The organism is Streptomyces sp. R44 (genome assembly GCF_041053105.1).
Lineage (GTDB): Bacteria > Actinomycetota > Actinomycetes > Streptomycetales > Streptomycetaceae > Streptomyces.
On sequence record NZ_CP163444.1, the window covers coordinates 8,186,592 to 8,200,865 of the forward strand.

Genomic DNA, 14,274 nt, shown 5'->3' on the forward strand with positions numbered 1-14,274 from the left:
CGGCCCCGCGCACGCCCGCACCCCCGCCCGCACCCCCCTTCCCCTCCGGAGGCACGCATGAGTGGTCGTCGGCATCTGGACTGGCTCGGGCTCACCCCCGAGCCGGAGCGGGAGCTGCCCGCAGCCGTCGCCGCGCTGCGCGCCTCCCTCGGCACGGCGCGCCACCCGCCGCCGAGCCGGGCCGCACTCGCGGCCGCCGAGCGGCGCCGGGTGGAACGCCTGGTGCTGAGGGGCAGCCGGCACAGCTGGCTGCGCTACCTCGCCGAAGCCAGCGCGCTGGTGACCGCCGCGGCCCTCCGGCTCGACGAGCAGGGCGGCGAGGACGGCCACGCGGATGCCGACGCGGACACGAGAGCCGACGTGGACACGGACGCCTCGACCGCGGCCGCGCTCCTGGTCGCCGAGGTGATCCTCGACCACCACCGCATGCTCATCGGCCTGCCAGGAGCGGGATACGGCCGCACCGCAGGGGACCGCGCCGCGCTCGAAAGCGCGCTGCGACTCCTGCGCACCCGGTCCCGCACCGCCGGACCCGCCCCCACCGCCCGTACAGGAGACGGCACATGACCCGCAGCCTCCCTCCGACTCCGACTCACCCCCTGACCGCCATCCGTCACCCGACCACCCCCGCGCCGGGCTCCGTGCTGGGCGCGACGCCGTACGCGACGGAGAACGCCGAGGCGTACGAGGCCACCGGTGGCTACGCCGCCGCCGTCACCCCCGACGAGCTGCTGCACCACCTCGACGCCTGCGGCCTGCGCGGCCGCGGCGGCGCCGGATTCCCGGCCGCCGTCAAGCTGCGCGCCGTCCGCGAGCACGGGCGACGCGGCCGGGGGAGCGGGACCCGCGGCGAGCGCGCCGCAGGTGCCGGCACCCCGGTCGTGGTGGCCAACGGGGAAGAGGGCGAGCCCGGTTCGGTCAAGGACCGCTGGCTGCTGCGGGCCCGCCCGCACCTGGTCCTCGACGGCCTCGTCCACGCCGCCGCGGTCACCGGCGCCGCACACGGCTACGTCTACCTCTCCGACCCGGAGGCGGCCCGCCGCGTCCGCGAGGCCCTCACCGAACGCGTACCGCCGCTGCCGATCCAGGTCGTCGAGACCGCCGCCGGCTATGTCGCCGGCGAGGAGACCGCGGTCGTCCGCCGGATCGACGGCGGGCCGGCCCTGCCGACCGCCAAGCCTCCCCGCCCCTTCGAGCGGGGAGTCGGGGGCGCGCCGACCCTGGTCGCCAACGTCGAGACCCTCGCCCGGATCGCGCTCGTCGCCGCCCGGCCCGACCTGCGCGAGCCGATCGCGCGCTCCACCCTGATCACCCTCTCGGGCGGCGGCGTCGTACCGGAACTCACCGAGGTGCCGTACGGGGTCCCCCTGCGCGCCCTTGCCGCCGCCCACGGCACCCCGGCCCCGGCCGGCGCCCTGATGGGCGGTCTCTTCGGCGGGCTCGTCGACGCACGCGCCCTGGACCTGCCCCTCGAACCCGGCGCACTCGCCGCCGCGGGCACGGCGCTCGGCTGCGGAGCGATCCGCTTCCTCACCGCCGACGTCTGCCCGGTGGGCGCCGCCGCCGAGGCGGTCGGTCACCTCGCGGCCGAGAGCGCACGGCAGTGCGGCGTCTGCGTGTCGGGCACGGCCGCGATCAGCGACGCTCTGGACCGCCTCACCTCAGGATCCGCCGAACCCGACACCGCCGAACGGCTGCACCGATGGGCGCGAGGACTGCCCGGGCGCGGTGCGTGCGGACTCCTCGACGCCGCCGCCGGCCTCGCCGGAAGCCTGCTGCGCGCCTTCCCGGCACAGGTCCGGGCCCATCTCGACGGGCCCTGCCCGGTATGCCGCGCCCATGCCCCCGGGCGGGGCCCGCACCGGCTGGTCGTGCCGGTGCCGGCTGTCGGCACACCCTCCCCGACCCCACCCGCCGAGCCCATGGCCGCCGTACTGGAAGGAACGCCATGAAACTGCTGCTGGACGCCACGCTGTGCAACGGCTACGGCCTCTGCCAGGAGAACACCCCCGAACTCGTCGAGCTCGACGAGTGGGGCTACGCGAAGGTCGTCGTCGTCGACGTGCCGCCCGCCGCCGAGGACCGGGCCCGCGCCTGCGTGGAGAGCTGCCCCAACTCCGCCCTGCGCGTGGAGGGATGAGATGACGCGTGATCTGACCTCGCTCTTCGACCCCGTGTCCGTCGCCGTGGTCGGCGCCAGCGACGACCCGGCGAAGTACGGCCACGCGGTGGCCGCCCAGGCCCTCCGCGCGCCCGACCGCCGACCCGTCCACCTGGTGAACCGGCGCGGCGGCACCGTACTCGGCCGGACGGCCGCCACCTCCCTCGGCGACATCGGCGAGCCGGTCGACCTGGTGGTGATCTCCGTACCCGGCACCGGCTTCGAGGCGGCCGTCGACGACGCCCTCGCCTGCGGGGCGAAGGCGATCGTCGCCATCACGGCCGGTTTCGCGGAGGCCGGCCCCGCCGGTCTCGCCCGCCAGCGAGCCGTCGCCGAGCGGGTCCGGGCCGCCGGAGCCGTGCTCGTCGGCCCCAACTGCCTGGGCATCGCGGACAACACCACCGAGCTGTACCTGGCCTCGGACCGGTTCGCGCCCGGCCGGGTCGCCCTGCTCAGCCAGAGCGGCAACCTGGCCCTCGAACTCCAGCTGCGCGGCGCCCCGCACGGCCTCGGCTTCTCCCGTTTCGTCTCGCTCGGCAACCAGGCCGACGTCACCCTCGTCGACCTCGTCGAGGACTGCGCCCGCCACGAGCCCACCTCCGTGATCGCCGTGTACGCCGAGGACTTCGGCGACGGCCGGGCCTTCGCCCGCGCCGCCGCCGAGGCCGGCAAGCCCGTGGTCCTCCTCACCGCCGGCCGCGGCGCCGCCTCCGCCCGCAGCGCCCGGTCGCACACGGGGGCACTGACCACCTCGGCCGACGTGGTGGCCGCGGCCTGCCGCGACGCGGGTGTCGAACTCGTCCGCACTCCACGGGAGATGACCGTGGTGCTCGCCGCCCTGGCCGGCGGACGGCGCACGGCCGGCCGGCGGACCGCGGTCCTCACGGACGGCGGCGGCCACGGCGCGGTCGCCGCCGACGCCGCCGAGGACGCCGGGCTCGACGTGCCCGAGCTCGGCGCCCCGGCCCAGGACCGGCTGCGGAGCGTGCTGTGGGAGCAGTCCGCCGTCCGCAACCCGGTCGACCTCGCCGGCATGGGGGAGCAGCGCCCCCTCTCGTACGCCGACACCGTCCGCGAACTGCTGGCCGCCGACGAGGTCGACGCCGTCCTGATGACGGGCTACTTCGGCGGGTACGCCGCCGCCGAAGGCGGCCTGGGCGGCGGGCCGGCCGGCGGCTCGGTCCTCGCCGAGGGCGAGCAGCGGGCCGCGAAGGAGATCGCCGGACACCTCGCCGCCACACCGAAGCCGCTGGTCGTGCAGTCCCTGTACCCGGAGTCGCCCAGCTGCCGGGCGCTCGCGGAGGCCGGGGTCCCGGTGTTCGCCGCCACCGAGGACGCGGCCCGCGCCCTCGCCGCGCTGACCGGCCGCGCGGCGGGCGCTCCGGCCGGGGTGGCCGCGCCGCCGCCCGCCGCGACACCCCTGGGGGACCCCTCGTACCACGGTGTACGGGCGCTGCTCGCCGAGGCCGGAGTGCCCTTCCCGCCGGCCCGGGAGGTCACCGACGAGGCCGGGCTGCTCTCCGCCGCCGCCGCGTTCGAGGGGCCGTACGTCCTGAAGGCCCTCCACGTCCTGCACAAGTCCGACGCCGGCGGGGTGGCGCTGCGGCTCCCCGACCGGGACGCGCTGCTTGCCGCGTACCGGCGGATGCACGCCCGGCTCGGTGCCCCCTCGTACTCGGTCGAGGCCATGGCCGACCTCTCGGACGGCGTCGAACTGATCGTCGGCGTCCAACGCGACCCCCGGTTCGGTCCGGTGGCGATGATCGGCCTCGGCGGGGTGCTCACCGAGACCCTGCGCGACGTGGCCTTCGCCCTCGCTCCCGTGACCGCCGGATCCGCCGAGCAGCTGCTGCGGGGGCTGCGGACCGCCGCCCTGCTCGACGGCGTGCGCGGCCGTCCCGCCGTGGACGTGACGGCGGCCGCCGCCGTCATCGCCCGCGTCACCGAGGTCGCCGCGGCCCACCCGGAGATCGCCGAGCTGGAGGTCAACCCGCTCCTCGTACGCCCGGACGGCGCCGTCGCGCTGGACGCGCGCGCCGTCCTCGGCTGACGTCCGCCCCCCACCCCCGCACACCCTTCCCGCCCCGGAGGAGACCCGCACCATGGACTTCCGCTACACCCCCGAGCAGACCGAGCTCAAGGCGCGCGCCGCGGCCTACACCCGGCTCCTGATGCGGTACGAGGAGCAGTCCGAGGAAGCGGGCGGCCCGCTGCCGGCCGACACGGTGCGGGAGCTGACCCGGGCCGCGATCGACGCCGGCGTCTACGCCATCAACATGCCCGCCGAGTGGGGCGGCGCCGGACTCTCCCTGCTCGACCAGGTGATCGTCGAGGAGGAGTTCGGCAAGGTCACCAACTGCCTGTGGGACATTCCCTGGCGGCCCGCCAACGTCCTGGCGTACGGCACCGAGGCACAGCGCGAGAAGTACCTGCTGCCGGTGATCCGCGGCGAGCGCTTCGACGCCTTCGCCGTCACCGAGCCCGGGGCCGGATCCGACCCCGGATCGGGCACGAGCACCGCGACCCGCACGGCGGGCGGCTGGGTGCTGAACGGCGAGAAGTGGTTCGTCACCTGCGGCGACATCGCCGACTTCCTGCTTGTGCAGGCCGATGCCGGGCCGGACCGGGCGGCGACGCTGTTCCTCGTCGACAAGCAGGCCCCCGGTGTCGCGATGACCCGGGTGCCCCGCTTCATGCACTCCGCGGTGAACGGGCACCCCGAGTTCCGGTTCACCGACGTCTTCGTACCCGACGAGGACGTGCTCGGCGGCGTCGGCAACGGCTACGAGCTGACGAAGGAGTGGTTCACCGACGAGCGGCTGATGATCGCCGCCCGGACCGTCGGCGCCGCCGAGAGGGCCCTGGAACTGGCCCGTGACTGGGCCGTCGGACGCCGTCAGTTCGGCTCCCGCATCGCCGACTTCCAGCTGATCCAGGGGATGCTCGCCGACTGCGCCGTCGACATCGCCGTCAACCGCGCCTACACCCACCAGATCGCCTGGGAGGCCGACCAGCCGCAGACCGACCGCAAGACCCTGCACGCCAAGGCCTCCACGGCGAAGCTCGCGGCGAGCGAGGCCGCCGGCCGGGTGGTCGACCGGTGCCTGCAGATCTTCGGCGGGCGAGGCTACGACCGCTCGTACCCGGTCGAGCGGATGTACCGCGAGCTGCGCGTCGACCGGATCTGGGAGGGCACCTCGGAGATCCAGCGGCTGATCATCGCCAACGAGCTGATCAAGCGCGGCACCGGGGCGCTGGCCCTGCCGCGCTGAGCCCACTGCCCTGCCCCGACACCCCTCCCACACCCCCACCCACACCCGAGAGGACCAGCATCCCATGGACTTCCGTCTCACCGCACGCCAGCAGGAGCTCAAGGAATCGGCCCGGCACCTCACCGAGTTCATCATGAAGTACGAGCTCGACTGCGAGGAGAACAACGGTCTGCCGCCGAGGGCCCACGCCGAGATCCGCGACGCCGTCCTCGACAGCGGCCTCCAGGCCGTCAACATGCCGGCCGAGTGGGGCGGTGCCGGACTCACCGTCCCCGAGCAGGTCGTCGTCCAGGAGGAACTGGGCCGGCTCACCGGCGCCCTGTGGGACATGGTGTGGCGGCCGGCCAACGCCCTCGCGCACTGCACGCCCGAGCAGCGCGAACGGTACCTCGTGCCCGTGATCCACGGGCGCCGGCGCGACTGCTACGCGGTCAGCGAGCCCGAGGCCGGCTCCGACCCGCAGAACCTGCGCACCACCGCGACCCGGACCGCCGACGGCTGGGTGCTGAACGGCGAGAAGTGGTTCGTCACGGTGGGCGACCACGCCGACTTCATGATCGTGCTCGCCGCCGCGGGGGAGGAGCGGGCGCCGACGCTGTTCCTCGTGGACAAGGACACCCCGGGCATCGAGATGACCCGGGTGCCCCGCTGGATGCACACCTTCGTCTACGAACACCCCGAGTTCACCTTCACCGACGTACGCCTGCCCGAGGACGCGGTGCTCGGCGGCGTCGGCAACGGCTACGACCTCACCCGCTCCTGGTTCTCCGAGGAGCGGCTGATGATCGCCGCCCGCACGATCGGGGCGGCCGAGAGGGCCCTGGAGCTCGCCCGTGACTGGGCCGTCGGACGCCGTCAGTTCGGCTCCCGCATCGCCGACTTCCAGCTGATCCAGGGGATGCTCGCCGACTCGGCCGTCGACATCGCCGTCAACCGCGCGTACACCCACCAGGTCGCCTGGGAGGTCGGCGAGGGCCGGACCGACCGCAGGACCCTGCACGCGAAGGCCGCGATCGCCAAGCTCGCGGCGAGCGAGGCGTCCGGCCGGGTGGTCGACCGGTGCCTGCAGATCTTCGGCGGGCGCGGCTACGACCGCTCGTACCCCGTCGAGCGTCTCTACCGGGAGCTGCGCGTCGACCGGATCTGGGAGGGCACCTCCGAGATCCAGCGGCTCATCGTCGCGGGCGAACTCGTCAAGCGCGGGACGGGTGTCCTGCAACTGCCGGTGACCCCGTGAGCGACCTCGCCCGGGTGGGGATCGTGGGCTGCGGGCTCATGGGCTCCGGCATCGCCGAGGTCTGCGCCCGCGCCGGACGCGACGTCGTGGTGGTGGAGACCGGACCGGCGGCCGCCGAGGCCGGACTGCGGCGGATCACCCGCTCGCTGGAACGGGCCGCGGCGGCCGGCCGGCTGACCGCGGCCGAACATCGCGCCGCGGCGGGCCGGATCGCGGTGACCACCGACATGGCGCGGCTCGCCGACCGCGATCTGGTCGTCGAGGCGGTGGCGGAGGACGAGCGGGCGAAGACCGAGGTCTTCGCCCGGCTCGACGCCGTCGTGGAGCGCCGGGACGCCGTCCTGGCGACCAACACCTCGTCCCTGCCCGTCATCAGGCTGGCGGCCGCCACCTCGCGGCCGTCCCAGGTCGTCGGCCTGCACTTCTTCAACCCGGTGCCGCGGCTGCCGCTGGTGGAACTGGTTCCCTCGCTGCTCACCGGAGAGGACACCGTCCGGCGCGCGAGGGCCTTCGCCGCCGACGTCCTCGGCAAGGAGGTCGTGCACGCCCGGGACCGGGCGGGGTTCGTCGTCAACGCCCTGCTCGTGCCGTACCTGCTGGCAGCGGTACGGATGGCCGAGTCCGGTGCGGCGTCGGCCGAGGACATCGACCGGGCCATGACCCTGGGCTGCGCCCATCCGCTCGGCCCGCTCGCCCTGGCCGACCTGATCGGTCTGGACACGGTGCGGGCCATCGCCCGGTCGATGTACGCGGAGTACCGCGAGCCGCAGTACGCCCCGCCGCCGCTGCTGGCCCGGATGGTGGAAGCGGGGCGGCTCGGCAGGAAGGCGGGCCGGGGCTTCCACACGTACCCGGGGCGCCCGACCGGGCAGGATGGGCAGGGATGACAGTCCGGGACGGAGACCGAAAGCGGGAGATGCCGACGTGACCAAGGCGGAGCGCGCACTCGAGACACGGGAGCGAATCCTCAGGGCCGCGTGCGAGGTGATCGCGGACATCGGGTTCGAGAACGTCAGCATGCGCAAGGTCGCCGAGCACGCGGGGGTGTCGAAGGCGCTGCTGCACTACCACTTCGACACCCGCGAGAAGCTCTTCGCCGAGGCGATGACGCACTCGTTCGCCCAGACCGGCACGGACCTCGACGGCGGCGACGCCGACCTGCCGGCCGGCGTCCTGCTCGCGCGCATCGTGCGCACCATGCTGCCCACGGACGAGGAGCTGCGCCAGGACTGGAAACTGTGGCAGGAGCTGTGGGTGCGCGCACAACGCGACGACGCGGCCCGGCAGCTCGCCGTCGACCTGTACGACCAGCTCCACGCCTGGGTCGGCGGCGCGGTGGAACGCGGCGTCGCGTCGGGCGAGTTCGCCCCCTGCGACGTCGCCGCGATCAGCACCCTGATCCTGGCGCTCTGTGACGGCCTGGGCATTCGCGTGATGCTCGCCGACCCCCATGTCGACCTGTCCACGGCCCGGTCGACGATCTGGTCGGCCATCGCCCCGTCGCTGGGCATCCCTCCCGCCTTCCCCGAGGCCTGACCCGGCGGCACCCGGGAAGCGGCAGGCCGACCGGCCGGTGGTACGGTCCCGGGCATCCGCCGGCCGAGGCTCCGTGAGCGGCGCCCCTGTCCGGGTGTCCGGGCAGGGGCGCCGTGTCGTTCACCCCACCTGGGCCGTACGGGCGAGGGCGTCGCGGGCCGCTTCCTCGGCGGTGGCGCGGTCCTCCGGGACCAGGCCGATGCGTGTGCGGCGGTCGAGGAGGTCGGAGGTGTCGAGGGCGCCTTCGTGGCGGACGGCCCACACGAGTTCGGCGCCGGTGACGGGGTGGCCGGGGACGACGGGTGCGGCGAGTGCGGGGTCCGCGACGCCGAGGGCGTGGACGGCCGGTGCCTCGGAGCCGTACCGCTGGACGAGGCGGGACGGCACGTCGAGTGCGGCCAGGGTCTGCGGCCCGGCGGCGCCGACGAGGGGCAGTGAGGCAGTGCGGCACGGACCGGCGGTCAGGCCGCGGGCGGCCACGGCCGCGTCGACGGCGTCCTGGGCCATGCGGCGGTAGGTGGTCAGCTTGCCGCCGACGACGGTGATCACGCCGTCGGGCGACGTGAGCACGGCGTGCTTGCGCGAGATGTCGGCGGTGCTGCCCTCCGAGTCCCGGGTGTCGAGCAGGGGCCGCAGTCCGGCGAAGGCCCCGACCACGTCCGAGCGGTGGACGGTGACGTCGAGGGCGGAGCCGAGGACGTCGAGGAGGAAGCCGATGTCGGTCTCGGGGACCTCGGGCACGTCGGGGATGTCGCCGTCGACGGGCTCGTCGGTGAGGCCGACGTACACCCGCCCGTCGCCCTGCGGCAGGACGAGGACGAAGCGGTTCGTCTCGCCGGGGATCGGGATGTGCAGTCCGGCGGAGAGCCGGCCGAGGGTTTCGGAACGCAGCACCAGATGGGTGCCGCGCGAGGGGCGGAGGCGTACGTCGTCGACGAGGCCGCCCGCCCAGACTCCGGCCGCGTTGATGACGGCACGTGCGCGGATGCGCAGCTCCTGACCGGTGGTCTCGTCACGGACCAGCGCGCCGTCGTCGTGGAGTTCCAGCGCTCGGGTACGGGTGAGGACGCGGGCGCCGTGGGCGGCGGCGGTGCGGGCGATCGCGGTGACCAGGCGCGCGTCGTCGGAGAGTTTGCCGTCCCAGGACAGGAGGCCGCCGCGGAGCCCGACGGGGCGCAGGGCCGGGGCGAGGTGGCGGGTCTCGACGGCGGACAGTGTGCGCGGCTGCGGCAGCGTGCGGCGCGAGGTGCGGGCGCCGACGCGCAGCAGGTCGCCCGCGACGAATCCGGCGCGGGCGAGGGCGGCCTGGCCGCGGCTGACGAGGGGGGTGAGGGGCAGCACGAAGGGCTGGGCGCGGACGAGGTGGGGGGCGGTGCGCTCCATGAGGATGCCGCGTTCGACGGCGCTCTCGTGGGCGACGTCGAGCTGCCCGGACGCGAGGTAGCGCAGTCCGCCGTGGATCAGCTTGGAGCTCCAGCGGGACGTGCCGAACGCGAGGTCGTGCGCGTCGATCGCGGCGACGCGGAGACCGCGGGTGGCGGCGTCGAGCGCGGCTCCGGCTCCGGTGGCGCCGAGCCCGACGACGAGTACGTCGACGACGTCGCCGTCGGCGAGCTGCTCCAGTTCGCGCCGGCGCCGTTCGGCGTTCAGCGAGGAGCCGGGCAGGGTGATGCCGCTCGTGGGGTTCACGGGGTTCATGGCGTGAGGGTCCTCTCAAGGAGGGTGCGCAGCTCGTCCAGGAAGGCGGCTTCGCTCAGTTCGGGATCGGTCTCGTCGGTCATGGTGCGCAGCGAGAGCGTGAAGGACTGGACGACGAGCAGCAGGGACCGGGCCTGCAGGTCGGGCTGGACACGGCGTACGGAGCCGTCCTCGTGGCCGTCCTCGAGGGCCGTGTGGAGCAGCCCGAGCAGGGCGTCCTGGCTGGCTCCCCGCCGGTCGAGGATGTACGGCAGCAGCAGCTCGGGGTCGACGTCGAGGATCTTGTGGAACAGCGGGTGGGCCCGGAACGCCGCGGCTCCGGCGACGAGCCCCTCGACGATCCGGTCCCGCTGGGGCCGGTCGTCCTCGTCGAGCGGCATGGCGCCGGCGGCGACGGCGATCCACTCACGGGTCATCAGGTCGCCGACGAGGCTGCGTACATCGGGCCAGCGCCGGTACAGCGTCATCCGGGACACGCCCGCGCGCCGGGCGACGTCGGTGAGGGTGGTCCGGCGCACGCCGACGGCGAGCACGCAGTCGCGTGCGGCGTCGAGTACGGGATCTGCGTCCGCATGGTTGTGACGAATGGGCGTCATCTGTCACAGTGTAATGCCAGCGCAGGCCGAGTGGCAGCGCCGTTCGTGAACCAGACCGTGAGGAACCTCTCGAAGTGGACATGTTGTGGAGCGGCTGGGGCGACCCGGCCAAGGCGGCGCCCCTGCCCGAATCGGTGACCGGCCTGCTGCGGGACCTGCTCGGCGTCACCCCGCGCGAGAGCGGCCCGTCCGCCCTCGCCGACATCGACGTGCCCGCCCCGGCACTGACCGACGAGGCGAGCGCCGCCCTGCGCGCCGCCGTCCCCGCACCGGACGGCGTACGCGACGACGCCGAGAGCCGCATCCGGCACACCCGCGGCAAGTCGACCCCCGACCTGCTCCGTATCCGTGCCGGCGAGGTCGACGACATCCCGGCCGCCGTCGTCCTCCCCGGCAGCCACGACGAGGTCCTCGCCGTCCTCGCGGCCTGCGCCGAACACGGCGTCTCCGCCGTCCCGTTCGGCGGTGGCACCTCGGTCGTCGGCGGCCTCACGCCCACCACGAAGCGACCCTTCGTCGCCCTGGACCTCCGCCGGCTCGACCGGCTCCTCGCCGTCGACGAGGTGTCCCGCACCGCGATCCTGCAGCCCGGTCTGCGCGGCCCGCAGGCGGAGGCCCTCCTCAACGCGCAGGGCTGGACGCTCGGCCACTTCCCGCAGTCCTTCGAATGGGCCTCCGTCGGCGGCTTCGCCGCGGCCCGCTCCAGCGGCCAGGCCTCGGCCGGCTACGGACGCTTCGACGAGATGGTCCTCGGCCTGACCGTCGCCACCCCCGAAGGCACCCTGGAGACGGGCCGGGCCCCCCGCTCGGCGGCCGGCCCCGACCTGCGCCAGCTCGTCCTCGGCTCCGAGGGCGCCCTCGGCGTGATCACCGCCGTGACCGTACGCATCCGCCCCCTGCCGAAGAAGCGGATCTACGAGGGCTGGCGCTTCGCCTCCTTCGAGGCCGGTACCGCCGCCCTGCGCCGGCTCGCCCAGGACGGCCCCCGGCCCACCGTGCTGCGCCTGTCCGACGAGTCGGAGACCTTCATCGGCCTCGCGCAGCCGGACGCCATCGGCGACACCGCACTCCCCGAGCACCCGGGCTGCATGGCCATCGTCGGCTTCGAGGGCACCGAGGAGGAGACGGCCGCCCGCCGCGCCGCCGCCCGTGAGGTCCTCCTCGCCTGCGACGGCGAGTTCATCGGTGAGGAGGCCGGCGACAAGTGGGAGCACGGCCGCTACAACGCGCCCTACCTGCGCGACGCGCTGCTCGACGCCGGCGCGTTCGCCGAGACGCTGGAGACGGCCGCCTTCTGGTCCGCGATCCCCGGCCTGTACACCGCGGTACGCGAGGCGCTGACCAGCACCCTCACCGAGGCGGGCACCCCGCCGCTCGTCATGTGCCACATCTCCCACACGTACGAGAACGGCGCCTCGCTGTACTTCACCGTGGTCTCCGCGCAGGGCGAGGACGCCGTCGCGCACTGGGCGCCGGTGAAGCGGGCGGCCAACGACGCGATCCTGGCGGCGGGCGGCACCATCAGCCACCACCACGGCGTCGGCACCGACCACCGCGACTGGTACGCCCGCGAGATCGGCCCCCTCGGCATCCGCATGCTCCAGGCCGTCAAGGCCGAGATCGACCCGTCCGGCGTGCTGAGCCCCGGGGTCCTGATCCCCGTCCGCTGAGCACCACCCCTGAAACCCCTCCCTCCCGAACTCCCTCTTCTGCCGTCCGGAGGCCAGATCCATGCGACAGTTCACCGCCGTCGTCAACCCCACCGCGGGGGGTTCCAGCGGCACTGCGGGCCTGCTCCCGGTGGCCCGGCTGCTGCGGGAGGCGGGCGCGCGGCTCGACACCGTCTACAGCCGCAGCCTGGAACACGCACAGGAACTCGCCCGGGAGGCCGGGGCGAAGGGGCACGTCGTGCTCGCCGTCGGCGGTGACGGCATGGCCGGCACCATCGGCGGCGCGCTCAGCGGCACGGACACGGTCTTCGGCCTGGTCCCCGCGGGCCGCGGCAACGACTTCGCGCGCGCCCTGGGGCTCCCCACCGACGCCCCGGGCCTCGCCCAGGTGCTGCTCGACGGTGAACCGCGGGCCGTCGACACCATCCAGGTGGAGTCCGCGAAGCACGCGGGGACCTGCATCCTGGGCAGCGTGTACGCGGGTGTCGACGCGGTGGCCAACCGGCACGCCAACGCCTCGCGTCTGCTGCGCGGCGCGGCCTCCTACTACGCCGGCGGCCTCCGGGCGGTCCTCGCCTGGAAGCCCGCCGCGTACCGCATCACGATCGACGGGATCCGGCACGAGCGCACCGGCTACACCGTCGTCGCGGCCAACTCCGGCTTCTACGGCTTCGGGAGGAACATCGCACCGGGCGCGCGCGTCGACGACGGCCTCCTCGACGTCGTGGTGATCAAGGAGGCGCCCAAGCGTCTCTTCTTCGCCATGATGAACGAACTGAAGACGGGCGCGCACGTGAACCGTCCTCAGATCGAGATCCTGCGCGGCAAGGAGGTCCGCATCGAAGCCGACCGCCCCCTGCCGTACGGCGCGGACGGCGAGGTCGACGCGACCCTGCCGGTCACCCTCAGGGTGAGGCCCGCGGCCCTGCGCGTACTGGCCTGACCCCGGCGCGGAACCGCTCGCGGCCGGCGGGCCGGATCAGCCGAGTGCCGCAGGGGAGTGGGCGTTCCGCTGCAGCTGGCGGGGCTTGCCCGAGCCGTCGGCGGGGACGGACCAGAGGTCCTTGGTGCCGTCTTCGTGCTGCTGGGCGTACGCGAGTGTGGAGCCGTCGAGCCAGGCTGCCTGGTCGTCCACGCTGCGGGTCTCGGCGGTGGCGTTCACGCGGCTGGTGGCCAGGTCCAGCACCCGCGGCCTCGGCCGTCGGCGTCATCGGCTCGGGGTGCCGTCCAGGTCACCCCATCTCGACCGGAGCCCGCACCAGCGAGCCGTACTCGGTCCAGGAGCCGTCGTAGTTCTTGACGTCCGGGTAGCCGAGCAGTTCGTGGAGCGCGAACCAGGTGTGCGAGGACCGCTCGCCGATGCGGCAGTAGGCGATGACCTCACGATCGGCGGTGATGCCCTTCCCCGTGTAGAGCGCCTTCAGCTCCTCGGCCGACTTGAACGTGCCGTCGTCGTTCGCCGCCTGCGACCAGGGGACATTGGCCGCGCCCGGAATGTGGCCGGGCACCTGGGCCTGCTCCTGCGGCAGGTGAGGGGGTGCCAGCTTCTCGCCCCGGTACTCCTCCGGGGACCGGACGTCGACCATGCGCACCGCGGAACCCACGCTCTCCAGCACTTCGCCGCGCAAGGCTCGGAACTGCGGGTTCTCCTCGCCCGGCACCCTGAAGTCGGTGCGCTCGTGGTCCGTGACCAGCCGCGTCATCCCGCGGCCCTCCAGCTCCCACTTCTTCCGCCCGCCGTCGAGCAGCTTCACCTTGTCGAAGCCGCGCAGCCGCAGGATCCAGTACGCGTACGCGGCGAACCAGTTGTTGTTGCCTCCGTAGAGGATCACGGTGGTGTCGTGGTCGACGCCGGCCTCGGCGAGCAGCCGCCCGAGCGCGTCGCGGTCCAGGTAGTCCCGGCCCACGGCGGTGTGCAGGTCCGTGGTCCAGTTCCAGCCCACGGCGCCCGGGATGTGGCCCTGCTCGTACGCGGTGGTGTCCTCGTCCACGTCGATGACGCGCACGGCCGCGTCGTCGAGGTGCGCGGCCAGCCACTCGGTGTCCACCAGTGTCTCCGGATGTGCGTAGCCGTTGCCACCCATGGTCTTGGCCTTCCTTCCGC

14 protein-coding genes are annotated in these 14,274 nt (G+C 74.3%); 10 read left to right on the top strand and 4 right to left on the bottom strand.

Translation table 11 applies throughout. The features are described from left to right. Positions 1 to 57: 57 nt before the first annotated feature. The 8 genes from AB5J54_RS37845 (at position 58) to AB5J54_RS37880 (ending at position 8,206) form a co-directional block, all read left to right on the top strand. Entirely contained in the window at positions 58 to 567 is a 510-nt protein-coding gene (locus AB5J54_RS37845; protein ID WP_369148480.1) for a hypothetical protein, read from the top strand. Further along, positions 564 to 1,952, top strand: a complete 1,389-nt coding sequence (locus AB5J54_RS37850; RefSeq protein WP_369148482.1) for an NADH-ubiquinone oxidoreductase-F iron-sulfur binding region domain-containing protein — start codon at positions 564 to 566, stop codon at positions 1,950 to 1,952. The genes AB5J54_RS37845 and AB5J54_RS37850 overlap by 4 nt, the downstream gene beginning before the upstream one ends. Next, positions 1,949 to 2,140, top strand: coding sequence for a ferredoxin (locus tag AB5J54_RS37855; RefSeq protein WP_041132931.1), 192 nt, complete (start codon positions 1,949 to 1,951; stop codon positions 2,138 to 2,140). Before AB5J54_RS37850 ends, AB5J54_RS37855 begins: the two co-directional genes overlap by 4 nt. 1 nt (position 2,141) lies before the next feature. Beyond that, positions 2,142 to 4,211 (top strand): acetate--CoA ligase family protein, encoded by a 2,070-nt coding sequence (locus tag AB5J54_RS37860; protein ID WP_369148483.1) that lies wholly within the window; start codon positions 2,142 to 2,144, stop codon positions 4,209 to 4,211. Positions 4,212 to 4,263: 52 nt separating this feature from the next. Further along, complete coding sequence (locus AB5J54_RS37865) at positions 4,264 to 5,433, top strand: acyl-CoA dehydrogenase family protein (RefSeq protein WP_369148484.1); 1,170 nt, start codon at positions 4,264 to 4,266, stop codon at positions 5,431 to 5,433. 64 nt (positions 5,434 to 5,497) lie between these two features. Further along, entirely contained in the window at positions 5,498 to 6,670 is a 1,173-nt protein-coding gene (locus AB5J54_RS37870; protein WP_369148486.1) for an acyl-CoA dehydrogenase family protein, read from the top strand. Beyond that, positions 6,667 to 7,557 carry a 3-hydroxybutyryl-CoA dehydrogenase gene (locus AB5J54_RS37875; RefSeq protein WP_369148487.1) on the top strand — a complete coding sequence of 297 codons (891 nt, stop codon included), beginning with the start codon at positions 6,667 to 6,669 and terminating at the stop codon, positions 7,555 to 7,557. Before AB5J54_RS37870 ends, AB5J54_RS37875 begins: the two co-directional genes overlap by 4 nt. A 37-nt stretch (positions 7,558 to 7,594) precedes the next feature. Continuing rightward, complete coding sequence (locus AB5J54_RS37880) at positions 7,595 to 8,206, top strand: TetR/AcrR family transcriptional regulator (RefSeq protein ID WP_369148488.1); 612 nt, start codon at positions 7,595 to 7,597, stop codon at positions 8,204 to 8,206. A 120-nt stretch (positions 8,207 to 8,326) separates the two neighbouring features. Here AB5J54_RS37880 and AB5J54_RS37885 read toward each other — a convergent pair whose 3' ends face one another. Beyond that, positions 8,327 to 9,904, bottom strand: coding sequence for a glycerol-3-phosphate dehydrogenase/oxidase (locus AB5J54_RS37885; protein WP_369148489.1), 1,578 nt, complete (start codon positions 9,902 to 9,904; stop codon positions 8,327 to 8,329). Continuing rightward, positions 9,901 to 10,500 (bottom strand): TetR/AcrR family transcriptional regulator, encoded by a 600-nt coding sequence (locus AB5J54_RS37890; protein ID WP_369148490.1) that lies wholly within the window; start codon positions 10,498 to 10,500, stop codon positions 9,901 to 9,903. Before AB5J54_RS37890 ends, AB5J54_RS37885 begins: the two co-directional genes overlap by 4 nt. Before the next feature lie 74 nt (positions 10,501 to 10,574). Between AB5J54_RS37890 and AB5J54_RS37895 the strand changes: the two genes are divergently transcribed. Further along, a complete protein-coding gene (locus AB5J54_RS37895) occupies positions 10,575 to 12,170 on the top strand; it encodes an FAD-binding oxidoreductase (RefSeq protein WP_369148491.1) in 1,596 nt (531 codons plus the stop codon). A 61-nt stretch (positions 12,171 to 12,231) separates the two neighbouring features. After that, positions 12,232 to 13,113 carry a diacylglycerol kinase family protein gene (locus AB5J54_RS37900; RefSeq protein WP_369148492.1) on the top strand — a complete coding sequence of 294 codons (882 nt, stop codon included), beginning with the start codon at positions 12,232 to 12,234 and terminating at the stop codon, positions 13,111 to 13,113. A 36-nt stretch (positions 13,114 to 13,149) separates the two neighbouring features. Here the strand turns inward: AB5J54_RS37900 and AB5J54_RS37905 are convergent, their stop codons facing one another. Both AB5J54_RS37905 and AB5J54_RS37910 read right to left on the bottom strand, forming a co-directional pair. Further along, a complete protein-coding gene (locus AB5J54_RS37905; RefSeq protein ID WP_369148493.1) occupies positions 13,150 to 13,356 on the bottom strand; it encodes a hypothetical protein in 207 nt (68 codons plus the stop codon). Positions 13,357 to 13,402: 46 nt separating this feature from the next. Beyond that, on the bottom strand, positions 13,403 to 14,254 hold the full coding sequence (locus tag AB5J54_RS37910) for a sulfurtransferase (protein WP_369148494.1): 852 nt from the start codon (positions 14,252 to 14,254) through the stop codon (positions 13,403 to 13,405). Between the last annotated feature and the right edge of the window lie 20 nt (positions 14,255 to 14,274).